This window comes from Algibacter sp. 2305UL17-15 (genome assembly GCF_040720935.1).
GTDB lineage: Bacteria > Bacteroidota > Bacteroidia > Flavobacteriales > Flavobacteriaceae > Jejuia.
The window spans coordinates 94,340-119,966 of the sequence record NZ_JBFDAE010000009.1 but is presented as its reverse complement, the minus strand read 5'-3'; the positions used below and the strand labels follow the sequence as shown (position 1 = coordinate 119,966).

The 25,627-nt window shown below is 36.5% G+C and carries 22 protein-coding genes; 9 read left to right on the top strand and 13 right to left on the bottom strand.

What is annotated here, in order from left to right; genetic code table 11:
- Positions 1-14 precede the first annotated feature (14 nt).
- Positions 15-899, bottom strand: a complete 885-nt coding sequence (era, locus tag ABXQ82_RS11425; protein WP_367059420.1) for a GTPase Era — start codon at positions 897-899, stop codon at positions 15-17.
- A gap of 120 nt (positions 900-1,019) precedes the next feature.
- A complete protein-coding gene (locus tag ABXQ82_RS11420; RefSeq protein ID WP_367059417.1) occupies positions 1,020-1,748 on the bottom strand; it encodes an FKBP-type peptidyl-prolyl cis-trans isomerase in 729 nt (242 codons plus the stop codon).
- A gap of 391 nt (positions 1,749-2,139) precedes the next feature.
- On the opposite strand from ABXQ82_RS11420, the gene ABXQ82_RS11415 reads away from it, so the two are divergent.
- On the top strand, positions 2,140-3,015 hold the full coding sequence (locus ABXQ82_RS11415) for a family 16 glycosylhydrolase (protein ID WP_367059414.1): 876 nt from the start codon (positions 2,140-2,142) through the stop codon (positions 3,013-3,015).
- A gap of 38 nt (positions 3,016-3,053) precedes the next feature.
- Positions 3,054-4,358, top strand: a complete 1,305-nt coding sequence (locus tag ABXQ82_RS11410) for a family 43 glycosylhydrolase (protein ID WP_367059411.1) — start codon at positions 3,054-3,056, stop codon at positions 4,356-4,358.
- Between the two features lie 104 nt (positions 4,359-4,462).
- On the opposite strand, the gene ABXQ82_RS11405 is transcribed toward ABXQ82_RS11410, so the two are convergent.
- Positions 4,463-7,345, bottom strand: a complete 2,883-nt coding sequence (locus ABXQ82_RS11405; protein ID WP_367059408.1) for a DUF5060 domain-containing protein — start codon at positions 7,343-7,345, stop codon at positions 4,463-4,465.
- A gap of 139 nt (positions 7,346-7,484) precedes the next feature.
- On the opposite strand from ABXQ82_RS11405, the gene ABXQ82_RS11400 reads away from it, so the two are divergent.
- Positions 7,485-8,777: a kelch repeat-containing protein gene (locus ABXQ82_RS11400; protein WP_367059405.1), complete on the top strand. Its 1,293-nt coding sequence runs from the start codon at positions 7,485-7,487 to the stop codon at positions 8,775-8,777.
- Positions 8,778-9,246: 469 nt separating this feature from the next.
- On the opposite strand, the gene ABXQ82_RS11395 is transcribed toward ABXQ82_RS11400, so the two are convergent.
- The 8 genes from ABXQ82_RS11395 to ABXQ82_RS11360 form a co-directional block, all read right to left on the bottom strand.
- Positions 9,247-10,503 (bottom strand): family 43 glycosylhydrolase, encoded by a 1,257-nt coding sequence (locus ABXQ82_RS11395; protein ID WP_367059402.1) that lies wholly within the window; start codon positions 10,501-10,503, stop codon positions 9,247-9,249.
- 12 nt (positions 10,504-10,515) lie between these two features.
- Positions 10,516-11,532 carry an L-rhamnose/proton symporter RhaT gene (locus ABXQ82_RS11390; protein WP_367059400.1) on the bottom strand — a complete coding sequence of 339 codons (1,017 nt, stop codon included), beginning with the start codon at positions 11,530-11,532 and terminating at the stop codon, positions 10,516-10,518.
- 27 nt (positions 11,533-11,559) lie between these two features.
- On the bottom strand, positions 11,560-12,606 hold the full coding sequence (locus ABXQ82_RS11385; protein WP_367059397.1) for an aldose epimerase family protein: 1,047 nt from the start codon (positions 12,604-12,606) through the stop codon (positions 11,560-11,562).
- 208 nt (positions 12,607-12,814) lie between these two features.
- Positions 12,815-13,909: a mandelate racemase/muconate lactonizing enzyme family protein gene (locus ABXQ82_RS11380; protein ID WP_367059394.1), complete on the bottom strand. Its 1,095-nt coding sequence runs from the start codon at positions 13,907-13,909 to the stop codon at positions 12,815-12,817.
- Positions 13,910-13,912: 3 nt separating this feature from the next.
- Positions 13,913-15,367 (bottom strand): aldehyde dehydrogenase, encoded by a 1,455-nt coding sequence (aldA, locus tag ABXQ82_RS11375; protein ID WP_367059392.1) that lies wholly within the window; start codon positions 15,365-15,367, stop codon positions 13,913-13,915.
- Between the two features lie 95 nt (positions 15,368-15,462).
- Complete coding sequence (locus ABXQ82_RS11370) at positions 15,463-16,224, bottom strand: SDR family NAD(P)-dependent oxidoreductase (protein ID WP_367059619.1); 762 nt, start codon at positions 16,222-16,224, stop codon at positions 15,463-15,465.
- Positions 16,225-16,255: 31 nt separating this feature from the next.
- Entirely contained in the window at positions 16,256-17,272 is a 1,017-nt protein-coding gene (locus tag ABXQ82_RS11365; RefSeq protein ID WP_367059389.1) for an alcohol dehydrogenase catalytic domain-containing protein, read from the bottom strand.
- 187 nt (positions 17,273-17,459) lie between these two features.
- Positions 17,460-18,251 carry an IclR family transcriptional regulator gene (locus ABXQ82_RS11360; protein WP_367059386.1) on the bottom strand — a complete coding sequence of 264 codons (792 nt, stop codon included), beginning with the start codon at positions 18,249-18,251 and terminating at the stop codon, positions 17,460-17,462.
- A 171-nt stretch (positions 18,252-18,422) separates the two neighbouring features.
- On the opposite strand from ABXQ82_RS11360, the gene ABXQ82_RS11355 reads away from it, so the two are divergent.
- On the top strand, positions 18,423-18,797 hold the full coding sequence (locus tag ABXQ82_RS11355) for a hypothetical protein (protein ID WP_367059384.1): 375 nt from the start codon (positions 18,423-18,425) through the stop codon (positions 18,795-18,797).
- A 57-nt stretch (positions 18,798-18,854) separates the two neighbouring features.
- Positions 18,855-19,373, top strand: coding sequence for a hypothetical protein (locus tag ABXQ82_RS11350; RefSeq protein ID WP_367059381.1), 519 nt, complete (start codon positions 18,855-18,857; stop codon positions 19,371-19,373).
- On the opposite strand, the gene ABXQ82_RS11345 is transcribed toward ABXQ82_RS11350, so the two are convergent.
- Together ABXQ82_RS11345 and ABXQ82_RS11340 are read right to left on the bottom strand one after the other, a co-directional pair.
- Positions 19,348-20,148, bottom strand: coding sequence for a class I SAM-dependent methyltransferase (locus tag ABXQ82_RS11345; RefSeq protein ID WP_367059379.1), 801 nt, complete (start codon positions 20,146-20,148; stop codon positions 19,348-19,350). The two genes, ABXQ82_RS11350 and ABXQ82_RS11345, sit on opposite strands and share 26 nt — an antisense overlap.
- A 217-nt stretch (positions 20,149-20,365) precedes the next feature.
- Entirely contained in the window at positions 20,366-20,788 is a 423-nt protein-coding gene (locus ABXQ82_RS11340) for a (4Fe-4S)-binding protein (RefSeq protein WP_367059376.1), read from the bottom strand.
- A gap of 319 nt (positions 20,789-21,107) precedes the next feature.
- Between ABXQ82_RS11340 and kynU the strand changes: the two genes are divergently transcribed.
- From kynU to ABXQ82_RS11320, 4 genes are all read left to right on the top strand, one after another.
- Positions 21,108-22,415, top strand: a complete 1,308-nt coding sequence (gene kynU / locus ABXQ82_RS11335; protein WP_367059374.1) for a kynureninase — start codon at positions 21,108-21,110, stop codon at positions 22,413-22,415.
- Entirely contained in the window at positions 22,412-23,866 is a 1,455-nt protein-coding gene (locus tag ABXQ82_RS11330; protein ID WP_367059370.1) for an NAD(P)/FAD-dependent oxidoreductase, read from the top strand. The genes kynU and ABXQ82_RS11330 overlap by 4 nt, the downstream gene beginning before the upstream one ends.
- Positions 23,867-23,954: 88 nt before the next feature.
- Positions 23,955-24,737, top strand: coding sequence for an SDR family oxidoreductase (locus tag ABXQ82_RS11325; RefSeq protein ID WP_367059368.1), 783 nt, complete (start codon positions 23,955-23,957; stop codon positions 24,735-24,737).
- 348 nt (positions 24,738-25,085) lie between these two features.
- Complete coding sequence (locus ABXQ82_RS11320; protein WP_367059365.1) at positions 25,086-25,610, top strand: 3-hydroxyanthranilate 3,4-dioxygenase; 525 nt, start codon at positions 25,086-25,088, stop codon at positions 25,608-25,610.
- Positions 25,611-25,627: the final 17 nt, after the last annotated feature.

Genomic DNA, 25,627 nt, shown 5'->3' with positions numbered 1-25,627 from the left:
ACAACTAAATTATTTTACTTCTTAGTATAGCCAAAACGCTTCAATTGGTTTTGATTGCTACGCCAATTTTTGTTCACTTTCACATAAAGCTCTAAGTGAATTTTTTTATCGAAGAATATTTCCAAATCTTTTCTAGCTTCTACTCCTACTCGTTTTAAGGCACTCCCTTTATGACCGATAATAATCCCTTTTTGCGTTTCGCGCTCTACCATAATTACCGAACGAATTTTTATAATATGGTCTTCTTCAAAAAACTCTTCGGTATCGATTTCAACGGCGTACGGTATTTCCTTTTTGTAATGCATTAGGATTTTTTCTCTAATTGTTTCGTTGATAAAAAAACGTTCTGGCTTATCTGTTAATTGATCTTTTGGATAAAAAGCCGGCGACTCTGGTAATAAATCAATAATACGATTAAAAACTTCCTTAACATTAAAACCTTCTAAAGCTGAAATTGGAAAAATTTCTGCATTTGGCACTTTTTGGGTCCAAAGTTGTACTTGACTTTCCAACTGCTCTTGATTTGAAGTATCTATTTTATTCAAAAGCAGTAAAACAGGAATTTTAGAATTTGTTATTTTCTTGAAGAAGGTTTCATCTTTTAGAGTTTGTTCGCCAATCTCGACCATATAAATTAGAATATCGGCATCTTCAAAGGCAGATTTTACAAAATCCATCATAGATTCCTGCAGCTCATATGCTGGTTTTATAATTCCGGGGGTATCACTTAAAACCACTTGAAAATCGTCACCATTTACAATGCCTAAAATACGATGTCTGGTAGTTTGTGCTTTCGAGGTTATAATAGATAATTTTTCGCCTACAAACGCATTCATCAAAGTAGATTTACCCACATTAGGGTTACCAATTATATTAACAAAACCTGCTTTATGATTCATATTACACTTCTTTTCTATTTGCAAAGTTACAACCTAAACCGATAACGAAAACTTATTAAACAAAAAAACAGGAAGCATCTACATACTTCCTGTTTTTAATCTCTTTAGGAGTTCTATCCTTTACTTAACTATTTCTAATAATTCCACATCAAAAATCAACATAGAAAATGGTTTGATTGCACCACCTCTTGGAGTTGCGCCATAAGCTAATTCTTGAGGCACAAAGAATTTATACTTTGAACCAACAGACATTAACTGTAAACCCTCTGTCCATCCTGGAATAACTTGTGTTACTCCAAACTCAGCTGGTGTACCTCTATCTACAGAGCTATCAAAAACAGTTCCGTCAATTAACGTACCGTGGTAGTGTACTTTAACTTTATCGACAGGAGTTGGTTTTGCACCATCACCTTCTTCAAGCACAATATATTGTAAACCGCTATCCGTAGTCATCACGCCCTCATTAGCAACATTATCTTTTAAGAATTTTTCACCTTCTGCTTTAATAGGTGCAAATTCTTTTTCAGCTTTTTTTGCTGCAAGCTCTTGCTGTCTTTTCATTATCTTCTCACGATTTTTCTGAAAGTATGCCTGTACTAATCCCGAAGCTGCTGTTTTGTCCATTAATACATCCGAAGAATCAACTACATTTAAATATCCAGCCATAAACAAATCGTTATTGATATCTTCAAAATTAGCTCCAACGCTATTTCCAACATCCATCCCTATTGCATAACTTACTGAATCTATTTCAGTTTTTAATGCATCTTTAGAGACCGCTCCCGGTTTGTTCGTGCATGATGCAAAACTCATTATAAGTGCTAAGATTGATAATTTAATTAATTTCATAGTCTTGTTTTGTTTTTAATTGTCGGCAAAAGTAACGAAATTAAGTGCATAAAAAAAGAGGGGAATCTACATTTATGATAAATTTTAGATTTGGCTTACTTAAACTGTATTTATAGATGATTCTCTGATGTTTAACCTACCGCTCAAAACCAATACATATCCTCCGGACAAGCCCACAAGGTATTCAGCGGAAAAACCTTTTTCCATTCCGAAGCAAGCTTCAAGGCATTAAACTAAACCTGAGATCCCGCTGAAGAAAAAGCGGGATTAGTTCAACCATCAAAACGATTTTACTATTTTATAAATTAACGTTTTGTTCCGTAAATAAAAACATCCTTGTCCTTTATTAAAAATGAATTCATTTAGTTTTACTTCATATTAATTATTTCAAATGAAACTAAAATCAAAACGATTACCTATAATATGCTTTTTTCTTCTGCTAATAAATCTTAGCTATTCTCAGGATTTAACCATTCCGAAGAAAAATTACACCGATTCCGTAAATCTGGAGAAAGCAATTGTGAGACACAATGATAAATTTCCGCTTTCAGACCAAAACAACTCTGGGCAATGGAAATTACTCAAAAAATATTCAGATGAATTTGAAACCAAAAAATTGAACCAAACCAAATGGTATCCAAACAATCCGAAATGGAAAGGCAGACCGCCAACGTATTTTCATGGTTCTAACGTGAGTTTAGAAGATGGCGAATTGGTCATTAGAGTCAATAAACATGGTAACGAAAAACTACCTGAAGGTTTTACGCACTCTACCGGATTTATCAAAAGTAAAAACAAATTTTTATACGGTTATTTTGAAGCTGAAGCAAAATTGATGGATGCCCCATGGGTTTCTGGGTTTTGGATGACGAATGTTTCCACAAACTGGTGGACAGAAATTGATATTTGCGAAAATGCTCCGGGATTAGAATATAACCGGCATGACCTCAACTCAAACATCCATGTATTTAAAGCACCCAAAGATAAAGGCGATGTAAAAACCCATTTTTCAAGAAATAAAAAGTATTATTTTCCTGAAGAATTACAAGCAGATTACCATGTTTGGGGATTGGAATGGACCAAAGATTACATTCGGTTTTATATTGATGGTATCTTGTTTAGAGAAGCAAAAAACACCCATTGGCACCAACCGCTAGAAGTCAACTTTAATTGTGAATCCAATAAATGGTTTGGCGCACTTCCTGACAACAACCGTTTAAATGGCCAATACCATGTGAAATATTTCAGACATTGGAAGCAAAAATAATTTATATTAGTAAAAATTCTAAACATTATACATCAACTATGTCGTTAAAACAAACCATTTTAATTCTAGCATTACCCTTGTTTCTATTAAACTGTGAAACAAATTCCAAAAAAAATAATGAAAACGAAGTAGCAACAAATACTACTTCAAAAACAACCAAAGGGTTTCCATATGAATTGCCCATGCAAAAACCGGACATCCCTTTAAGTAGCGCTTTAGAAAGAAATTACGATGCCTATCTGGGGCCAACGCCTCAAGATAATGAGTTGTATTCCCAGTTTAAATATACCGAACTAAAAGGTTTTGACTACAGTAATCATGACGGGACAATTTCCAGAAGAGACCCTTCTAAAGTCATCTTTTATAACGGAAAATACTATGTTTATTATACCTATCGGAATACAAAAACACCTCCAGTTGGCACTAGTAATGCCGACAAGGCTACGGATGAAATTCCTTCTGCAGATTGGGACCTATCTGAAATTTGGTATGCCACTTCTAAAGATGGATTTACATGGGAAGAGCAAGGTGTTGCTGTTCCAAGACCACCAAAACCAGAGGTGGGTTGGCGTTCTGTAACCACTACTGATATCTTAGAATGGAAAGGAAAATATTATTTATACTACCAAGGTTTTATGGAAGTAAGCGGGAAACGTGGAGACGATTGTCCTGTTGCCGTTTCGTATGCCGATTCTCCCGATGGCCCATGGACACCACATAACAAAATCGTAGTTTCTAATGGGAATGAAGGCGAATGGGATCAATTTTCTATCCATGATCCATATCCTATAGTTTACAAAGGAAAAATTTATTTATACTATAAATCCGATTTTAACGGACAAAATATCATAAGAATGCAAGGTTTAGCAATTGCCGAAGATCCACTCGGCCCTTTTGAAAAACACCCTTTAAATCCCATAATGAATTCGGGGCATGAAACAACCATGTTTCCTTTTAAAGATGGAATTGCAGCTTTAGTAATTCGTGATGGAAATGAAAGCAATACCATTCAATTTGCTGAAGACGGTGTAAACTTCGAAATTGCTGCAATTAGTAATTTATTACCTAATGCCGGCGGGCCGTATATTCCTGATGCATTTACGGATACGAAGGACGGACGTGGTATTACTTGGGGAATTTCACATTTTACCAATGTCACTACTTGGGCTAAAAACCACGCCGTTCTAGCACGTTTTGATTGTGATTTAAGCCAGAATATAAACGACCCCGGCATGAAAAATAACCATGTGTATTACAAACCTGAGCATTATTATGAACACGGGTTGAATAAAGCACAAAGAGATAGAATTGCAACTGAAAACCTATCGCTTTTAGGGAACTAATTTCAGTATTTTAATTTAGATTTAAGACCTGACAGTCCCAAACTTCGGACACAAAACCTGTCAGGTCTTTAATTATCTGATAATTAAACCGAAAAAACAATTATTTATTCAGGGGCATATTCTAAATCTGAAGTCAAGATAAACGTATCAAATTTAAAACCATCTTCTCGCATTGAAAAGGTTATGATATGCGCTCCTGCCTCTTCAATATCTAAATAAATGGTCTTAGGAATCCCACAATGATTTTCAGGAACACGTTGTGCGGAAGTCCAAGTCCATTTATGTTTTCCCTCACATAATTGAATGCGCTGTCCGCTTTCTGGCCATTGTCCGTCCAAACCAACATGCAAACCATTGTCTTCAGATCCAGTAGAAAAAGCCTTAACCCAAACGCGATATTTCCCGGGCTTTTTAATATTGACTTTATACCCTACCATACCACCCATTCCAGGAACTGGAAAAAAGTTTTCTCCTTGAATTAAATCATGTTGATGTGTTACTCTACTATCTGGATATGCTTCAATATATGAATTATTACTCGCTGTGTTTGTTTGGTTATCTGAAGCAAAACTATGATTGTCATTATTTACGCGTTTATACCATTTGCGCAAACTTCCATTATTACTATTCAAATGATAATTTTCAGCTTCAATTTCAAAAACACTATTGGTTTCTTCAAAAGCCTTGGCGTCTTCCAACCCCCTATTTTTAAGTATTTTATTTTTATGTAGCTCTAAAGATTTCCATCTGCCACGAGACCAAGCAGTTTCATCGTCTTCAGGGATTTTTCCGTTGGAATGTGCTTTAGAACTCATTATTATAGTATCATTCGTCTTCAAATAAATAGCACCTAATGGTAACTTTACGCTTTTAAAAGATTCGTCCACCTCTGGAGTTGCCACAGTTTTAACCTTATCATTATTAATTTTAAGAATATAAACAGATTCCCCATCATGTTCTGCTACTGCATGTAAGACACCATAATACATACCTGTTTTACCTTTAAAAATGGTTTTTGCAGCTGCAAATTTACCGCGTTGGTTTTTCTTAGCTGCATTAATAGCAACTGTCGCTCTGTTAGCTTCTTTATAGTAAACGACATCGGCACTTTCATCAATTTCAAAATCTGATAAGGCATTTAAAACGATACCTTCAGTAGTTGCTATTTTTGTATTATTCCTTATTTTATTCTGAACAACAGCTACCCAATCTCCTTCTTTGGACGGAGGAAACCCTATTGCAATTTTAGCACCACCTTTAATGGTTTTTTTACTTCCGTAATGCAAATTTCCTCCAGTTCTGGGATTATACCATTTTACAGAAAACTTACCTTTATATCCTGATAAATCCAATTGAACAGCTTCAACTTTCGGAAAATAAATGGCATACGCATGTCCTTCATCTGCTAAAACATAATCAAGAGTATTATCCGTTAAATCATCCTGCGCTATCATTTTTTCAAAAGGAATATATGTGTTAAAAAACGCCAAGGCATATCTGGTTTGATCCCATAACACATCCCTTGAACGCCAGTCTTCACAGTTCAAATCATTGTGCGCATATTTATACCCAAAATACCACTCGACCCCAGCACCTCCTGCCATTAAATTCCCCCATAAAACTTCAGCTCTAATACCGTTATGTTCCGGATCGTCTTTATCAGGTTTTGCCCCTGTATCTGCTGGCCCAATTTCATCTTGACTTACCACCCATTGATGACCAAAATTTCCAGATTCCTCAATCCATTTTGCAGTAATATCATGAACATCATGTGGATGATGGGTTTGCATAGAAGGGCCATCTAAATATTGAAATCCCAAAAGCGGTGTTAGAAATAAATCTTGTGCATGGGTTGCTGCATGAGTGTGCAAAACCACAAGATTTTTATACGGATCGTGAGTTTTCAGATAGCGGGCCATCGCTTTTCTATCATCATCTGTTTGTGCTTTTGGCGTCCATTTTTGCCATCCGTTTTCTTCGCCTAAATTCCATGTCACCCCTAAATGATGTGAAAAACGCGCAATCAATTCCCTGTAATATAATTTCCGCTGTGTTTTAAGTTCTCCAATATCTAATAGCAATTCGTTTTCGGTTTCTTGGGTTACGATGTGCAACATCAACCCGAGATTGTCCATATGGTCGAAGACGATTTCCCATTGGTCCAACTTGCTACAGTCAAAACGGTAGCGTTCATTTTCATCCGTCCACGGCCATACATCTTTTCCATCACCTTGTACGTTCATGGTTAAAAAATAGACGGAATTCATCCCTTTTGAAGCTAAATAATTTAGAGCCCCTATAATATTTTTTCCTTTTCCGTTTTGCCATGCGGGATCTCCTGATTTATAATCTTGAGCGTGTGCTTCGTATTTATGTGAAGGTGGCGTTTGATCGAATTCATAATAGCCTAAGAAATTTTCAGGACTGTCGGCTCCTCCTTTAAGAAACGCCTCTTTTGTGTCTGCATATCTTAAATAGCGTTCACCTGTATATTGTAATCTCCCTTTTATTTGAAATCCAGAACCTGTTTTATCAGCTTCAACGATATTAAAAGTGCCTTTTGCTCCGTTAAAAGCTGTGGGCTCTCCTGCATACATGGCATCACTTATGGCAATGTTTTTTCCTTTTCTAAAAAACACCTCGTATGCCCATTCCCCAACTTCGTCTGGCATAAATCTAACCTTCCAAATTTTACCGGATTTGCCACTAGTTTCTCCTGCACTACCATCGGCAGCATAAAAACCCGGAACAGTAATCACTTTATTTTTATGTTTGAAAATTACATTTAACCTATAATTCAAAAACGGATTATCTTCATCGTTTTCGCTTAATGCTTCACCTTCAAAACTTAAGGTTACCTTATGCCATTTTTTTAATTCGCCTGTTATTGTGGTTTTAGCTCCTTGTGAATGAATTAAACCTACATTCAAAAAAAAGAACCCGATTAAAACATATAGTTTACTATTGGTTTTAAATAACGTTATCATGAAGTTTATGAGTTTTAAAGTTAAGTGATTAGCAAATTAATATTTTACTTTTAAAATCTACCTATAATTTTATACTTTCACTTTAAAATACTAGAATTATTAAATGAAACATTTAAGCGAGCATCTCCAAATAAAAAACATGAAACAAATTATATTCATTTTAATTTTAACGTCTTTTTGTTTTACAGAATTAGTAATAGCACAATCTGACATCTGGATTGATAAAAATGAAAACGAAAATTACACGGCGCGTCATGAATGTTCGTTTGTTCAGGCCGGAGACAAATTCATCATGTTTGGTGGCAGAGAGAACGCGCAGCAACTAGACATGTACGATTTTAAGAGTGATACTTGGAGCATTGGTGGAAAGACACCAAAAGAGTTTAACCACTTTCAGGCTACTTTTTATGAAGGTTTTGTATGGGTTATAGGCAGTTTTAAAACGAATAAATTCCCAAGAGAAATTCCGGCAGATTATATTTGGATGTACTTCCCACCTACCCAAACATGGATTAAAGGCCCTGAAATCCCTAAAAACAGAAGACGTGGTGGTGCTGGATTGGTCGTGTATAAAGATAAATTTTATTTAGTAGGCGGAAACACCATAGGCCATGATGGTGGCTATGTAAATTGGTTTGACGCATACGATCCGCAACGAAATACATGGACTATTCTAGATGATGCTCCCAACGCTAGAGATCATTTTAGTGCGCTTGCCGCAAATGATAAATTATATGCCCTTGGTGGACGACATTCCGGTGGCGAAGGTGGTGTGTTTGCACCTTTAGTAGCAGATGTTGATGTTTATGATTTTGACACTAAACAATGGTCTTCATTAATAAAACCATTGCCTACTCCTCGTGCTGCTCCGAGTGTTGCATTATTTAATAACGCTCTATTTGTAATTGGAGGTGAGGGAGAAAAACAAGGACCTGCTTATAAAATAGTTGAAGCTTATAATTTAAAAACCAACACTTGGGAAACAAAAGCAGATATGAATTATCCTAGACATGGGACCCAGGCTATTGTTTCTGGAAATGGGATTTATATTGCGGGTGGTTCTCCTAAGAGAGGTGGTGGACGACAATTACATATGGAGGTTTACAATGAAGATGCTCCTAAAGGACAAGAAATAGTTCCGAGTGAGTTAAGGGGGCCAAAAACAATATGTATAGAAAATGGTGAATTAGAAATCATTAAAATTAAAAATATGGCTGGTGATACTGGCAGTTTTATTAATTCAATCTCTATTTCAGGAAAGGATAAAGACCAGTTTAAACTTGTCTATGATTTTGACTTGACATTAATAGGCAGCAACGAAAGTGCTTATTTAAAAGTGGTTCACTTGGGAGAAAACCAAAAAGATACTGCGGAATTGGTAATAACCTATAATGGTATAATTGAAAAAGTGATACGCTTAGAATCTAAATGAGTGCTTTTGGGACTGCACATGGTAAAAAATAATATAATAGACTAAAACACTAATATTTATCAATTTACATGTGGATAAATAAACAGACCTTCATTATTTTAAAACATTAGAGTTCGGAAGAAAAAATAGTGACAAAAAAAAAAAAATGGGATCATATATAAAAGAGTTAGTGTGTGTTTTTTATTTAAAAACCAAACCGCATTTTAATTCCCAAGCCGGCTAGTCAACTAACGGGGCGTAAGAAATGAAACCCACCCCCTAGCCCCTCCGACCTGCCTCCCGGAGCGCATGGGGAGGGGAACAGCTTGTCAAAAATTATTAACTTACGAACAGTAATGTTTAAATACCTCGCAGAGATCTTGACCTTTATTATAAACTTTTTTATAAAATAAAAATATTTCCACAATTAAAAAGACCATCTGAAATTTTCAGATGGTCTTAAAATTATTAAATTCAAACTAACTAATAATTAGTTGTCTTTTTGCACATCCTTCTTTTTCTCTCCATCTGGAGTTGCTTCTCCTTTAGCGGCATGTGATGTTTTACGTTCAGAATCAAAACGCATAATGCTTTGGTAATTCCAATTATTGTAAACATGGGACAGTCCCCAATCAAAAATCTGCGTTGGATTGTCGTCCGGAGCATCCAAAGTTCTATTCAAACCAATAGCGTGTGGCATATTTGCGCCTTTTACAGCACCTCTAATTTCAAAATTAATGCCGTCTGGTGACCATTGAAATGTATTTCTTTCCGGCCCGTCTGTTGTAATTAAAGACGCTATGCCTCCTTGCGTTTTCCAAACACAAATTTCATGTCCTGAATTTGAAATCGGGTTATACTTAGACTTTACATAAGGGCCTTTTGGATGATCAGCAATAGCAACACCATGGCGAATTTGACGCCCTCCAAATAGAATCTCTTCTCCCATTTGTTCTCCTTTATAGTACAAATAGAATTTTCCTTTAAAAGGAATAATACAAGGGTCGTGTACCTTATGGGAATCGAAATCACCTTTTTTCTCAACCATAAAACGGTTTTGAGTCTCGCCTTTCCAGATGCCGTTATCGGCTGGACTTAAAATAGGCTCAGCACTTTTTGTCCAAGGTCCGTTAGGAGAATTGGACCATGCTAAACCAACTTGGTTTTTCACACGCACATTATATGGCGATTTCACGGTTTGATAACACAGGTAATATATCTCATCATGCTTCATAATCTCAACTGTAAACACAGAACGATCGTCATAAGCGCCTTTTTCACCTCTTGGGACAGCCAATCCCTCTTCTTTCCAAGTCCACCCATCCTCTGAAGTGGCATACCATATATCACATCTGTCCCATGGGAAAACTTTATCGTTTTCTATATCACCAGCAAAACCATCAGTTTCTCCCGTACTCCTTGAATACCAAACATAGTATTTCCCGTTTTCCTTAATCATTGCTGAAGGATCACGACGGACAACACCTTCTTCATAAGCCAAATCGCCCTTAAGCGGTTGCATTGGGTTAAATACACGATACCAATCATTTTCAACATATTTCCACTCAAGTGCTCTTTTTGAAGCGGCACTCAAATAGTCCCTGTTGGTAATTCCAAAACGGTCTAATTTTTCATCTGAAACTTCCATCTTTTCATCTTGATCTTTGTGATTGCACTCTGCTTTATTATTACATGAAAATAATGCAACGCAAACACACATGGTCAACAATTTTGTTATTTTATTCATAATTAACTTCTTTTATTTTAAACTATTACTGTAAGCAACGATAAGAATTCCTAAAACCATACAGGTTAATCCGAAGTACAAAAACCCTTTTGCCTTCCCCGATGCTTTAACCCATTCTTTTGTGATGATGCCACTAACTATTGCTGTTACTACACAAGCGGTGTTAAAAATGGCATATCCTACTGTGTTTCCACTCTCACCTAATTTATAAGCCGCGTAGGCAAACAAAGCAGAAGCTGCGTAATGGAATACTGCCATAATTAAAATAAGCACAAAGTTTTTACCAAATGCAGGGGTTTTAAATTCTCCCCACGCTTTTTTCTGTGATAATTGCCATAGGAAATAAGCCGTCATAACAATACCTCCACTTATGAATATTGGAAACATCACCGCTACTGCCGTTACCCATTCTGGATTGCCCGCTGCTTGGGAAGCTTCGTGTAAATAGGGTCTTCCGGCCGCGTTCGCATAACTAAAACCAGTTGCCAACAAACCACCTATTACTGCAATTAAAATTCCCGTAACCATGGAACCTTTGCCCTCTTCCTTTACTTTGCCCGCATCAACTTCATCTTTTTCCCTGATCAATCCAGCTTTACCATTGGCAAATACACCAATTAAAACGATAAACAGGCCTATTAAGATTGTTGTTAATACATTAATAGCAGGTAAAGCTTCTTCTAAATAAGGTAATAATGAACCTACTAGAATAATGGTTCCTATAAATAATGAAAACCCTAAAGACAATCCAATATGGTTTATGGCCTTACCCCACATCATTACGCCTATTCCCCATAGGAAACTTGTCAAGCCCATTTTAATCCAAATATCTGTTGGCATGTTGCCAAAAATATCCCCAAAGCCATCTATTAAAGCAATTGATGCAATGATAGGCACCACGAACATGGTCAATAAAAAGAATAAACTCCAAGTATTTTCATACTTAAAATCTTTGGTAAACTTTTCAGGAAGAGCATAGAGCCCCAACATTAATCCCGCAAAAATTGCTAGTAAAACGCCTTCAATCATAATTATTTAGTTTAGTTAGTATAAATGTTACCAGTTGAATTTAAACTGGGTGGTACTCTTAAATGTTTCGCCTGCCTTGGTTATAGACTTTGGTGAATTTTCAATATTTGGCCCATTTGGATAGCGGTGTGTTTCACAACAAAAACCTCTGTACTTACCGTACTGCTCTCCGTTTTCACGCTTTATAGTATCTGAAGTATATTTTCCGGTGTACAACAACATGCAAGGTTCTGTAGTCGAAACCGTTAAAGAACGTCCTGAATCTGGACAGGTAATTTTTGCAGCTTCAATAAAATCTGCTTTTTCATTATCAAGAATATAGAAATTCTCGAAGCCATCGCCCATGCCTTTATGTGCATCGCCAATTTTCTTTGGGCTTCTCATATCATCAGCAGCTCCTTCAACATTTATTGTTTTTCCAGTTGCAGCACCGGTATCATCACATTCCAATTTTTCATTGGCATTAACTTGTGCTTTATGACATTCTACATTGGAGTGAAACGCATTCAGGTTAAAATACGTGTGATTGGTTAATGACAAAGGTGTGTCTTGATCTGGTTTCGCAACGTAATCAATATTTAATGCATTGTCATCTGTTAAAGTGAAAGTTACCTCAATAGCAACATCCCCAGGAAAGCCCTCTTCTAAGTCTTTGCTTTTGAGTTTCATTTTTACGCCAGAACCATTTGAATTTTCAAATGATTCAGCAGTCCATATTTTTTTATCAAACCCAAGAGCACCACCGTGTAAATTATTCGGGCCGCAGTTGTCTGCTAATTGGTATTCTTTTCCGTTCAATGAAAATTTAGCATCTTTAATTTGAGAACAATAACGACCAATAGTACCTCCAAAATAAGGCGCATTTTCAACATAATCCTTTCCGAAATAACCATCAAGGGTATCAAACCCGCAAGCAATGTTTTCTATAACACCTTTACTATTCGGTACTTTTATAGTGGTAATCGTTGCACCATAATTTGAAATTTTCACTTCAACACCATGGGCATTTTTTAAAGCATATTCCTTAATTACCTCACCTGATAATTTTCCAAAATCTGAAATCTGTATACTCATTTATATCGTTTTTAATTTGGCACATGACAAAAATTATGAACATTTAGAATGTCAGTCTAAGCATTGCCGAGATCAAAATATATTTTGAACAAAGGTAGCTTATGAAATAAGTCAAAGACATTAAAAATATCGTTTTTAAAGGCATTTCGACTGCGCTCAATGTGACACACTTTTTAATTTTTCATGTACTGGGTGTTCTTAGATCAATTTATTTTTCCTCGTAAGGTGCTAATTTTTCCCAATTGAAAATGACGCCGACACCTGGATAATCTGGTGCTACCGCTCTATAATTTTCAACCACCAAAGGTCTTGTTGTGTATTCATCTATAGGAAAACTATGCACTTCCAGCCAACCTGAATTTGGTTGGGAAGATACTAAACTTACGTGTAATTCCTGCATACCGTGAGAACACGCTGGAATTCCATGTTTATCAGCTAATCGAGCTGCTGCCAACCAACCTGTTACACCTCCACAATTGGAAGCATCCGGTTGCACGAAAGATAGTTTTGCTTGATCGAATGCATATTCAAATTCGTGAATGGTATGCAAATTTTCCCCCATTGCCAGAGGAAAACCTGTTGCATCTGCTATTTCACCAAATCCTTTATAATTATCTGGAATAATTGGCTCTTCAAACCACGTAATATCGTATTGTTTGAAACCTTCAATAGCTTTTATGGCTTTTTCAACCGTCATGGAATAATTGGCATCTACCATAAAGGTCACATCTGGACCGATATATTCTCGTACTGCCTTGATACGGTCTAAATCTTCTTGAAGATTTTCACGACCAATTTTTATTTTAACGGCATTGAAACCACGTTCTAAATAATTTTTCATGTTCCCTAACAATTTTTCAATAGGAAACATTAAATCTATACCACCGCAATAAGCTTTACAGGTATTACCGTGTCCGCCTGCCATTTTCCATAAGGGTTGACCAGCTTTTTTACAACGGATATCCCACAATGCAATGTCAACTGCCGAAATAGCGAAAGATGCTATGCCTCCACGACCTACGTAATGTATATGCCATTCTAAAAAATCGTAAATAGCTTCGATATCTGTTCCATCTTTACCAATTAAAACATTAGTGAAATCATGTTCTACCATAGCTTTGATGGAAAAACCACCTTTACCACCTGTGTAAGTATAGCCTGTTCCTTCAGTACCATCTTCTAAAGTGATTGTAACTGTAACCAATTCAAAATGGTAATGATCACCGTGTTTTGCATCGGACATGACTTCGGGTAGTGGTACTGTAAATAAGCGTGTTTTTACACTTGAAATTTTAGTGCTCATAATTTATGCTTTATGTCTGATATAAAAAGTTTTCTTTTCTAAATATTGTTCAAAACCATATTTTCCATCTTCACCACCAGAACCAGACAATTTATAACCATTATGGAAACCTTGGTGTTGTTCGCCATGCCCTCTATTCACATAGATTTCACCATATTCCAATTCATCATTACATTTCATAATGGTATTCATATCGTTTGTAAATACCATGGCAGCCAGTCCGTACTCACAATCATTTGCAAATCCGATAACTTCATCAAAAGAACTAAATTTCAATACTGGCAAAATTGGCCCGAAAGATTCTTCGTGAACAATCGTCATATCCTGGGTAACGTTTGTTAAAACCGTTGGCTCAAACCAAAATCCTTTTTCGAAAGCTGCACCTTCTGGTCTTTTTCCTCCTGTTGCAATTGTTGCGCCTTCTTTTACAGAAACTGCTACTAAATGCTCCATGTGCTTTAATTCAGAACCATTAACTTTTGGTCCCATATCGGTATCCTCCAACATTGGGTCCCCAACTTTTAATGCTTTAGTTGCAGCTAAAAATTTATCCATGAATACATCATAAATAGCTTCATGAACATACATACGTTCGTTACAAGTACACACTTGTCCACAGTTATCAAAACGAGAATGTAACGCAGATTCTACAGCAGCATCAATATCGGCATCTTCAAATACTATAAACGGTGCCTTTCCGCCTAACTCCAATTGTACATGTGTTAAGTTTTGCGCTGCATTTCTAGCAATTTGTTGACCAACAGGTGTAGAACCAGTCATAGTTACCATTCTACATAATGGGCTTTCAACCAAAGCATTACCCATAGCGCGACCTGGACCAGTTAAAATATTGATAACCCCAGCAGGAATACCCACTTTATTTGCTAAATTTCCTAACTCTAATGTTGCTAGTGGTGTTTCAGAAGTTGGTTTAATTACAATTGTATTTCCTGCCACTAAAGCTGGTCCTAATTTACGACCTGCCAATGCCAATGGGAAATTCCATGCAGTAATAGCCACAACTACACCTCTTGGCACTTTTTGAATCCAGATTTGTTCGTTTGGATTATCAGAAGGAATAATATCTCCCTCAATGCGTCTAGCACCTTCAGCTGCATACCTAATGAATGAAGCTGTAACGGCAACTTCAAAACGAGCTACCTTTAAAAGCTTACCTTGCTCTTTAGTTAATAATTCGGCTAAATACTCTGTATTTGCATCAATTTCATCAGCTAATTTATATAACAAATCTGCGCGCTCACGAGCAGGTAATTTTTTCCATTCTTTTTGAGCTTTATCTGCAGCTTCCAAAGCTTCTATAGCTTCTTCTGCTGTTCCATTTTGAACCCTTGCAACGATTTCTTCAGTAGAAGGACTAACAATATCGATAGTTTCACCAGATGTAGATGTTTTCCATTCCCCGTTTATAAATAATTGATATTCTTTTATTTCTGCCATTTTATTCTATTTATTTTATACCTGCATCTTCACTTGAAACCTTGCAGGAAATTTACTTACAAATTTGCTAGTTCCCCCTTTGGGGGTTAGGGGGATTATCTACCCATCCATCCACCGTCAACAAGAACGATAGCGCCATTCATATACCCCGCTGCTTCTGAGGCTAAAAACACGGTTGGCCCAGCAAAATCTGTTGGTTTTCCCCAACGTCCTGCTGGTATTCTTGATAAGATAGATTCTGAACGTGCTGGATCATTTCTTAGAGCCTCCGTATTATCTGTTGCAATATATCCTGGCGCAATGGCATTTACATTAACACCTTTACTTGCCCATTCGTTAGCGAATGCCATCGTCATTTGACCAATAGCTCCTTTACTTGCTGCATATCCCGGTACTGTAATTCCACCTTGGAATGTTAATAATGATGCTGTGAAAATAATTTTACCATGACCTCTATTTACCATTTCCTTACCAATTTCCCTGGTTAAGATAAATTGCGCATTTTGGTTGACTTCAATGACTTTATCCCACATTTCGTCTGGATGTTCAGCTGCTGGAGCTCTTAAAATAGTTCCAGCGTTGTTTACCAAAATATCAATTTGTGGATGATCTGCTTTTACTGCCTCAATAAATTTATACAATGATTTTCTATCTGAAAAATCACATTGGTAAGCACTAAAGTTTTTACCAACTGCCTTCACTTCTTTTTCTACCTCGCTTCCATTTTCTAAAGATGCCGAAACACCAATAATATTGGCTCCTGCTTCAGCTAAACCAATAGCCATAGCTTTTCCAATGCCCCTTTTACAACCTGTTACTAAGGCTGTTTTTCCTTCTACACTAAATGTGTTTAAAATACTCATGTCTTAAATTTTTTGGTGGTTTATGTTATAATGAACAATCCATTAGCACTTTCATGCCATCAGGATTATTGTCTATATTCTCAAATACTTGTTGAATATTGCTTAATGGTTGTACATCTGTAATCATATCTTCAAACGGTAATTCATTTGCTGTAATTAATTGGATTGATTTTTCATAATCTTCCTTTTCGTAAACACGTGCACCAATCAATTTTAATTCTTTCCAGAAGAATTTAAATAAATTAACTGGTTTTGGTTGCCCATGAATGGCTACCATCAAGATTCTTCCTCTTATGCCAGCTACTTCAGTCATGATATCCAATGCTGGCTGCACTCCTGCAACTTCAAAAACCACGTCTGCCAAACGCCCTTCGGTTTGTTCACGAACATATGCAACTAAATCTACTTTTAATGGGCTTACAGCATTTAACCCCATGGATTTTGCCTTGGCAATACGTTTTTCATTTACTTCTGAAATAATCACATTTGCACCTACTTCTTTCGCAACCATAGCCACCAAAAGACCAATGGGCCCTCCACCTAAAACTACGGCTGTTTCACCTGCAACCAATCCGCTTAAACGCACATCATGAGTTGCTACCGAAAGCGGCTCGATTAACGCAGCTAATTTTAAATCGGTATCTTCTTTTAGTTTATGAAGTGTGAACGCCGGAACATTCCAGTATTCCTGCATGGCGCCAGGACTGTCAATCCCTATAAATTTTAATTCTTCACATATATGATTGAAACCTTTATCTGAAGGCTTTACTTTTCTATCGTCCAAAGGCCTCACCACAACCTTATCACCTTTAGCATAACCTGACACACCTGGGCCTATGGCATCAATAGTTCCAGACATTTCATGACCAATAGTTTCTGGCATGTTAACGCGCTTATCCATCATACCATGATAGATATGCACATCAGTTCCACAAACTCCAACATAGGCTACTTTGATTCTTACTTCACCTTGACCAGGTGCTTCCTGCTCTTTTTCGAAAACTGTAAAGGATTTATTTCCTTCGTACTGTGTTGCTTTCATTTTATAAATTTTAGTTTCAAATAATAAACTTGTTTCTTATTTGAAACCAAATATACAAATATTTTGAATGTTATGTTTTAAAAAAAAAGAAAATTACGTCCTAAATCCCAATGGATTTCATGGCTATAAACAAACATGTCGTCGCCCTCAAAAAAGGAAACAAAAACAATAACGTACCTGAAAAAGTCTAGGACTTGATGTATCCCAATTTCGAGGATATTTCCAAAGCGTATTTGGCTACAATATTTCCTTTTTTATTAAAATTGGCATTCGGCAATCTGCCATGCGGAGCTGCAATCCATAGAGAAGCCAGAGGGTAGCCATATTCATTGAAAATAGGTGCGCCCAGACAATTTATCCCTTCTATATCCTCGCCATTATCGATTGCAAAACCACGTAGTTTAATTTTTTCCAATTCTATTCTAAACGCTTTTTTAGAAACTATGGTATTATTAGTCAAAGGTTTGAGAACCATTTTTTTTAAAACCGCATTCAACTCTTCTTTTGGAAGAAATGCCAATATAGACTTGCCCCCAACAGAACCATGCAAATGGAAATGCGTGCCCTGTTCTACATATAATTTTACTGGGTAAGATGAAGATACCTGTTCTAAAATAATACCCTTGTTATCGATAATCACACCAAGCATTACTGATTCTTTTAGTTCATCACGTAAGGCTCTCATCACATCAATAGACATTTCAACGATACTTTGTTCGTTCATTGAAGAAATGCCAAGGGTAAGCAGTTTTCTTGATAGCGTAATTTTCTTTGTGGTTTCGTTTTTTTGAAGATAATTTTTGAAGATCAAGGTGCTCACTATCCGAAACGCACTTGATTTTGAAATTGATAGTGTTTCGATAATTTCCGCTAGGGTCAACCCTTGCGCGTGTTCCGCCAATAATTCAATAATTAATAGTCCACGCTTTAAATTTGGAACATTATAGTTAGATTTTAAATCTCCGCTTTCTTTATTCATTGTTAAGAGGTAATTAATGCGAATCAAGGGTTGAGAACAACAAAAAAACAAGCTTAATTAGTTGAAAACAACGCCTTTAACTCATTTAATACATTGGTTTTCAGTATCTTAATAATCAACTTCAACAAGATTATTTTGAATACAAAAACCAATAACAAGGATTACAAGTTAATGAAAATATATTATTATGTCTGTGAAAAATTCGAGGACAACCTACAATATAGATGTGAGCGCTTTAGCAACAATAAAGTACCCAAGTTAACAGACCAAGAAATTACAACCATATATCTTTTTGTCATGCAGCACCAAGGGATTTTTAAAATGAGCAAAATACATCAATTTGCAACGGAGTATTTATTGGACTGGTTTCCTGACCTAGGCAGCTATCATGCCTTTAACAATAGGCTCAACAGTATTTCCTGTGCAATGGGTTCACTTGTGGAAGCACTCTTGGGCGAGTTTGTCCCACAAGAGTGTTCCAGGACTTATAGCGCGCTGGATTCCATGCCCATTTTTACCTGTTCGGGAAACGCGAAGGAAAAATGACCAAAAGAGGTTGCGGCCAAAGGCTATTGTTCTACAAAGAGGATGTACTATTATGGCATGAAGCTTCATGCTTTGGGGTTTTGCAATATGGGCAAATTGCCACATCCAGAGCAGATCATATTTACACCAGCTTGTATCAATGACCTCAGTTTTTATAAAGAGGCTTGGCCTGAAATCAAAGGCCGCACGTTCTTTGGGGACAAAATGTATAATGATACTGCTTTTTTTCAAAATATGAACAGCAAGTTCAACTCCAAAATGCTGACCCCCGTAAAGGCTGTAAAAGGAATGCTGAGGTTTGTAAAGAAATTTGACAGAGCTTGGAATGACCTGTATTCAAGATCTGTATCTAGAATTAGACAGCCCATTGAAACCTTGTTCAGTTGGCTTATTGAGAAATCTGAGATACAGAGAACTAGCAAGGTCAGGGCTACAAAAGGACTGACACCGCATGCATACGGAAGACTGGCTGCGGCATTTATAGCCCTGATTTTTCAACCCTTGATTCGCATAACTAACAAAAATTTACTCCACTTTCAAAAACTCAACCCTAAACCTTCATCGCTCTCAAAGTAAAAATCAAAGGATACAATTTATCTTTTGTCACAAACATGCCCGATTCATTCTGTATCAAATTAGGCAACACATCATAAGGGCTTTCATCAAATTCCTTTAAATACTCAATATGTAATCCAGCTTCAGTTAAAGCAGAAACCACTTCGCCTAAACCATGATTCCAACCATATTCCTTACTTATCATTTTTGAGTCTTGATTAGCATAAGTGCCTTGATATTCCTCATAAATCACTTCGCTTTGCATGTAGCCATATTTCATAACGGGCTTATCCCCTAAATAATCAAACATCCAAACTATGGGGTGGAATTCTGCTATAAAAAAAGTGCCACCTTTTTTCAAACGTTCAGCAATCATTTTGCCCCAAGGTTTTAAATCGGGTAACCATCCAATAACGCCATAGCTGGTAAACACAATATCAAATGTATCTTTTATAAACTCCGAAGTATCTAAAACATTGCAACACACAAATTCGGCATCCAACTTTAATTCATCATTTAAGCCCTGCGCTAGCTCAATGCCTTCATCACTTATGTCAACGCCAGTACATTTTGCGCCTAGCCTGCTCCAACTCAACGTATCTTGCCCAAAATGACATTGCAAGTGCAACAACGATTTTCCGTTTACATTTCCCAAAGCATCCAATTCATAAGGCATTAAAGAAGATTTTCCATTTTTAAACGCTTCTAGGTCATACATCTCACTTTTGGCATGAACTTTGACTTTATCATTCCAAGTGGCTTTATTAGTATTAAAATATAGTTTCCCTGAATCCATTTCTGTAAGCTAAACGTCTGTCGAACGACTTATATCGTAAATATAATAAATAGTTTTTTCCGCATCTGCGTCTATATATATTAAAAGCGCCTCAACTATAAATTGAAGCGCTTTTTCCTTTTTAAATAATTTATTTTTAAGATGTAATACCCAAAAACTCTCCTCCCTTTCTTTTTTTTGAAATTTAGTATTTGCTTTTTGGAATTTTAGTATAATATTAGCCTTTAAACTCAGTTTTTACATGAGCACCATCGCAAAACGGTTTATTACTAGAAGCACCACATCTACAAAATGCCGTGGTCTTGCTTTTAGTTTCCTCAGTACCATCTTTATGCACCACATTTAAAGTGCCATAAACCAATAATGGCCCATTTTCTAAAACTTCTACTTTAGTATCAAGCGTTTCTTCCGTTTTGTCATCTTTATCATTCATATAAAAACTTAAAGCACCAGAAGGACATTGTTTGACTTGATTTACTAACGCCCCGGTTTCCGCAGCATTAATATCCACCCACGGTCTTAACTTTGGTCTAAACACATTTGGCAAACCTTTTACACAAATTCCTGAGTGGATGCATTTGTCGGCTTCCCAAACAATAGTTACCTCTCCGTTAGTATATTCTTTTTTTGCTCTTCCCATAACTTAAATATTTTACTAAATATACGAAAAAAATAGAGTTGAAAATCATTTACATTCTAAGGCTACGTACGGAAACAATACGCCCCGAGTTTCACTAATGACCACGAATAAATAATTGAAAACCATTTAAAATCAGTAAAGTGATACTTCAAAATAACACGAATAGAAAAATCTTAAGATTTTTCAGATATTAGTGAGATTCGTGGCAAAAAAAAAGAAATTTTTGGTTTTAATCCGCTCTCATTATTATCTCACTTTTAAGGCTTCTTTTCTACACTTTTAATTCTTATTTTTGTTTGAAACCGAAAATCAACACACTTTGTCCAAATATCAATTAGGTCTTGAATTCGCCAAGGAACAAGATAAAAATGACCCATTAGCAGTTTACAGAAATCAGTTTCATATTCCGAAAGATAAAAACGGAAATGATTTGATTTATATGACGGGAAACTCTTTAGGTTTACAACCGAAGCAAACCAAAGCTTACGTAAACCAAGAATTAGAAGATTGGGCAAACTTGGGTGTAGAAGGTCATTTTGAAGCTAAAAACCCATGGTTGGGCTACCATGAATTTTTAACTAACGCCATGGCAAAAGTTGTAGGCGCAAAACCTATTGAAGTGGTTGTGATGAATACGCTCACTGCAAACCTTCATTTTTTGATGGTGTCGTTTTATCAGCCTACAAAGAAGCGCTATAAAATTTTAATTGAAAGTGATGCGTTTCCTTCTGATAAATATGCTGTTGAATCTCAATTAAGACATCATGGTTTCGATGATAAAGAAGGCTTAGTGCTTTGGGAACCTCGTAAAAATGAAGAACTATTGAATTATGAAGATTTAGAAACTATTCTTGAGGAACAAGGCGATGAAATTGCAATGCTAATGATTGGAGGTGTGAACTATTACACAGGTCAGTTTTTCGATTTAAAACGTATTACGCAACTCGGACATAAACATGGATGCACCGTTGGTTTTGATTGTGCACATGGGGCAGGAAACGTACCATTAAACCTCCATGATTCTGGAGCAGATTTCGCAGCCTGGTGTACTTATAAATATTTAAACTCTGGCCCCGGAAGTTTAGCAGGTTGTTTTGTACACGAACGGCATGCACACAAAAAAGACCTAAACCGATTTACAGGTTGGTGGAGCCACAATAAAAACACACGTTTTAACATGCGTGGCGAATTCGACCAAATTCCAGGTGCCGAAGGTTGGCAATTAAGCAATCCACCTATTTTATCGATGGCAGCCATAAAGGCATCTTTGGATCTATTTGATGAGGTTGGCTTTAAAAAACTAACCGAAAAATCAAAAAAACTAACAGGCTATTTTGAGTTTTTATTAAAACAATTGGGCAATGACACCATAAAGATTATCACACCAAGCAACCCTGATGAACGCGGTTGTCAATTATCAATTCAAGTTAAAAATGCTGATAAATCGTTACATACCAAATTAACTGAAGCCGGAGTAATTAGCGATTGGCGGGAACCAGATGTTATTCGATGTGCGCCTGTACCGCTTTACAATTCGTTTGAAGATGTGTATAAAGTAGTGAAGAACCTCTCCCTGGCACTATCCGAAGGAGAGGGAACTCATACGGAACAAAACGACAAAAAATGAATGAACAGACCAAAAAAGACCTCTCCTTTGGAGAGGATTTAGGAGAGGCTCAGAACATACTAATCATTGGCGCAGGTTTATGCGGTTCACTTTTAGCATTACGCTTAGCACAAAGAGGCTATAACGTATCCGTTTATGAAATGCGCCCAGATTTACGAAAAGTAGATATTAGCGCAGGTCGTTCCATAAATCTGGCTCTTTCAGATCGTGGCATTAAAGCCATGAAACTAGTAGGTTTAGAAAATAAGGTTAAAGCATTGTGTATTCCTATGAACGGACGCATGATTCATGATGAACATGGCAATACCTTTCAATCCAATTACAGCGGACGTGATCATGAGTATATCAATTCTATTTCGCGAGGCGATTTAAACGCCTTACTTTTAGATGAAGCCGAAAAGCATGAAAACGTCAATATCTATTTCAATAAAAAATGTAAATCGGTTGACTTTGAAAAAACCACAGCACTTTTTAAAGATTATAACACCAAAGACGAGTTTGTCGAAGATGCAGATATCATAATCGCTGCCGATGGTGCTGGTTCTGCAATGCGCAAAAGTTATTATTTGGGCAAGAAATTCTTATTCAGTTTTTCCCAAGCCTATTTAACCCACGGTTATAAGGAATTAAGTATTCTACCAAAACCAAACGGCGATTATAAAATCCATAAAAACGCTTTACACATATGGCCTCGTGGGAGCTTTATGCTCATTGCTTTACCAAATCTAGATGGTAGTTTTACGGTAACGCTATTTTTAAGTTATGAAGAAGGCCCATACAATTTCAATAATTTAATTACTGAAGACATTGTCTTAGAATTTTTCCAAAAGGAATTCCCAGATGCTTTAGCAGTAATGCCAAATCTTTTGGATGATTTTTTTAAAAATCCAACAGCACCTTTGGGCACTATAAAATGTTCGCCCTGGCACTATAAAGGCAATACACTTTTAATGGGCGATGCAGCACATGCTATTGTTCCGTTTTACGGACAAGGTATGAACGCTTCTTTTGAAGATGTTGTAGAGTTTGATAAAATTTTAGACCAAAAATTAGACAATTGGGAAGCCACTTTTAAAACTTATGAAAGCACACGTAAAAAAGATACCGATGCCATAGCCGATTTGGCGATTGATAATTTCCATGAAATGAAAGGTCATGTAAATCATGCTGTCTTTAAAGAAAAGCGTAAATTAGAAATGGCTTTAGAAAAAACATTTCCTAGTGAATATTCCTCAAAATATTCATTAGTAACATTTAATGAAGATATAGGCTATAGAGAAGCTATGTTAAGAGGAAGAGCACAGGATAAAGCTATTCTAAATCTGCTTTCAGATAAAAAAATTGATATCAATGGAGACTTAAAAGACATTTTAGAAAAAGTAAAACAAGAAACCGATGCCATTCTTGAAGACGATATAGCCCTCCCCAACCCTTCCAAAAGGAGGGAGTGAGCAACGAATTAAAATAAAGTTTAACGAACTCTTTTGCTCCGGTTAGAGTTTCCTGATCAAAATCGGGATTAGGAGGGGCTTCTTTACTATGGATTTAAAACTAAACAACAAAAACGCCCTGGTTTGTGGCAGTACACAAGGCATAGGAAAAGCTACGGCAATTGCCTTAGCACAAGAAGGTGTTAACGTCACTCTTGTGGCCAGAAACCGAGAAAAATTAAAGGAAGTTTTAGCTGAATTGCCACAACACAGAAACCACAGTTACATTGTTGCCGATTTTTCTAACCCGAGAGAGTTGCAGGAACAAGTTATAAAATTCGTTGAAAGAGAGCATGGGTTTCATATATTGGTTAATAATACTGGAGGTCCAGGGAGTGGAGATATTCTAAATGCTAGCTTGGAAGCTTTTGAAAATGCGTTTACAATGCATTTAAAATGCAATCATTTATTGGCTCAAGCTACTATTCCTTTTATGAAAGATGAAGGTTTTGGCAGAATAATTAATGTAATTTCAACCTCCGTAAAAGAGCCAATACCCGGACTTGGCGTGAGCAACACCATTAGAGGCGCCGTCGGTAATTGGAGTAAAACATTATCTATTGAAGTCGCTGAATTTGGCATTACGGTTAATAATGTGCTTCCTGGGTTTACGGATACTGAACGCTTGGCAGAGATTATAAAAATAAAAGCAAAAATTGAAGGTACTTCTGAAGAAGAAATGACCGAAATCATGAAAAACTATGCGCCTACAAAACGCTTTGCACAACCTGAGGAAACTGCAAATGCGATTGTATTTTTAGCTAGTGAAGCAGCAAGCTATATAAATGGCATCAATCTACCTGTTGACGGCGGGCGTACAAAATCTTTGTAAGCCCTCCCCGGCCCTCCCAAAACGGAGGGAGAAATTAGCGTAGTATTAAGATGTTTCTTATCTTTAATTTAATTTTTTCAGTACCCACAAAAAGTTTAATCTTTATTGAACCGCAGATATGTTTCTGAGAATAAGACCCTTCAAGTTAGATACTGAAACAAGTTCAGCACATGAAACCTGAAGAGTCTAAAAACACTAAAGATTGTAAGCTAATAGACAATCAAAACTTAAGATATATATTTTAATTTTTGTGATGTATTAAATTATTTTTAAACTTTATTTAACACAAACTCGAATCCCCGTTTTGAGTTTTCCGATCAAGATCGGGATTAAGAGGGGCTTTTAACCATGAGCAATTTAACATCTCCTATAAATTTTAAAGCTTGGATTGAAGAAAACAGACACCTTTTAAAACCTCCCGTAGGCAATAAAGTAGTTTGGAAAGATGCCGATTTTATCGTGATGGTTGTTGGTGGCCCAAATAATAGAAAGGATTATCATTACAACGAAACCCCAGAGTTTTTTTATCAAGTTGAAGGCGATATCGTTTTAAAAATAATTGATAAAGGCACGCCTAAAGATGTGCACATTAAAGAAGGTGACATTTATTTATTACCTCCAAAAGTACCACATTCGCCACAAAGAGGGCCCAATACAGTTGGTTTGGTAATAGAATACAAACGACCAAAGGACATGAAGGATGCACTACTCTGGTTTTGTGAAAATTGCAATACGAAGCTCTATGGCGAAGAATTTACTTTAGACAATATAGAAACGGATATGCCCAAAATTTTTGATAAGTACTATGGCGACAAAGATAAACGCAGTTGCCCAAATTGTGGCGAAGTGATGCAAATACCAAAAAAAATATAGCTTAGTTTACGTATGAT

Excerpts from the sequence above, each read along its gene's own strand:
- ABXQ82_RS11415 (WP_367059414.1), top strand. The coding sequence starts at position 2,140 with ATGAAACTAAAATCAAAACGATTACCTATAATATGCTTTTTTCTTCTG.
- ABXQ82_RS11420 (WP_367059417.1), bottom strand. The coding sequence starts at position 1,748 with ATGAAATTAATTAAATTATCAATCTTAGCACTTATAATGAGTTTTGCA.
- ABXQ82_RS11360 (WP_367059386.1), bottom strand. The coding sequence starts at position 18,251 with ATGAATAAAGAAAGCGGAGATTTAAAATCTAACTATAATGTTCCAAAT.
- ABXQ82_RS11380 (WP_367059394.1), bottom strand. The coding sequence starts at position 13,909 with ATGAGCACTAAAATTTCAAGTGTAAAAACACGCTTATTTACAGTACCA.
- ABXQ82_RS11390 (WP_367059400.1), bottom strand. The coding sequence starts at position 11,532 with ATGATTGAAGGCGTTTTACTAGCAATTTTTGCGGGATTAATGTTGGGG.
- ABXQ82_RS11320 (WP_367059365.1), top strand. The coding sequence starts at position 25,086 with ATGAGCAATTTAACATCTCCTATAAATTTTAAAGCTTGGATTGAAGAA.
- era (WP_367059420.1), bottom strand. The coding sequence starts at position 899 with ATGAATCATAAAGCAGGTTTTGTTAATATAATTGGTAACCCTAATGTG.
- ABXQ82_RS11400 (WP_367059405.1), top strand. The coding sequence starts at position 7,485 with ATGAAACAAATTATATTCATTTTAATTTTAACGTCTTTTTGTTTTACA.
- ABXQ82_RS11345 (WP_367059379.1), bottom strand. The coding sequence starts at position 20,148 with ATGGATTCAGGGAAACTATATTTTAATACTAATAAAGCCACTTGGAAT.
- ABXQ82_RS11405 (WP_367059408.1), bottom strand. The coding sequence starts at position 7,345 with ATGATAACGTTATTTAAAACCAATAGTAAACTATATGTTTTAATCGGG.
- ABXQ82_RS11325 (WP_367059368.1), top strand. The coding sequence starts at position 23,955 with ATGGATTTAAAACTAAACAACAAAAACGCCCTGGTTTGTGGCAGTACA.
- ABXQ82_RS11330 (WP_367059370.1), top strand. The coding sequence starts at position 22,412 with ATGAATGAACAGACCAAAAAAGACCTCTCCTTTGGAGAGGATTTAGGA.
- ABXQ82_RS11365 (WP_367059389.1), bottom strand. The coding sequence starts at position 17,272 with ATGAAAGCAACACAGTACGAAGGAAATAAATCCTTTACAGTTTTCGAA.
- ABXQ82_RS11355 (WP_367059384.1), top strand. The coding sequence starts at position 18,423 with ATGAAAATATATTATTATGTCTGTGAAAAATTCGAGGACAACCTACAA.
- ABXQ82_RS11350 (WP_367059381.1), top strand. The coding sequence starts at position 18,855 with ATGAAGCTTCATGCTTTGGGGTTTTGCAATATGGGCAAATTGCCACAT.
- ABXQ82_RS11340 (WP_367059376.1), bottom strand. The coding sequence starts at position 20,788 with ATGGGAAGAGCAAAAAAAGAATATACTAACGGAGAGGTAACTATTGTT.
- ABXQ82_RS11385 (WP_367059397.1), bottom strand. The coding sequence starts at position 12,606 with ATGAGTATACAGATTTCAGATTTTGGAAAATTATCAGGTGAGGTAATT.
- ABXQ82_RS11395 (WP_367059402.1), bottom strand. The coding sequence starts at position 10,503 with ATGAATAAAATAACAAAATTGTTGACCATGTGTGTTTGCGTTGCATTA.
- aldA (WP_367059392.1), bottom strand. The coding sequence starts at position 15,367 with ATGGCAGAAATAAAAGAATATCAATTATTTATAAACGGGGAATGGAAA.
- ABXQ82_RS11410 (WP_367059411.1), top strand. The coding sequence starts at position 3,054 with ATGTCGTTAAAACAAACCATTTTAATTCTAGCATTACCCTTGTTTCTA.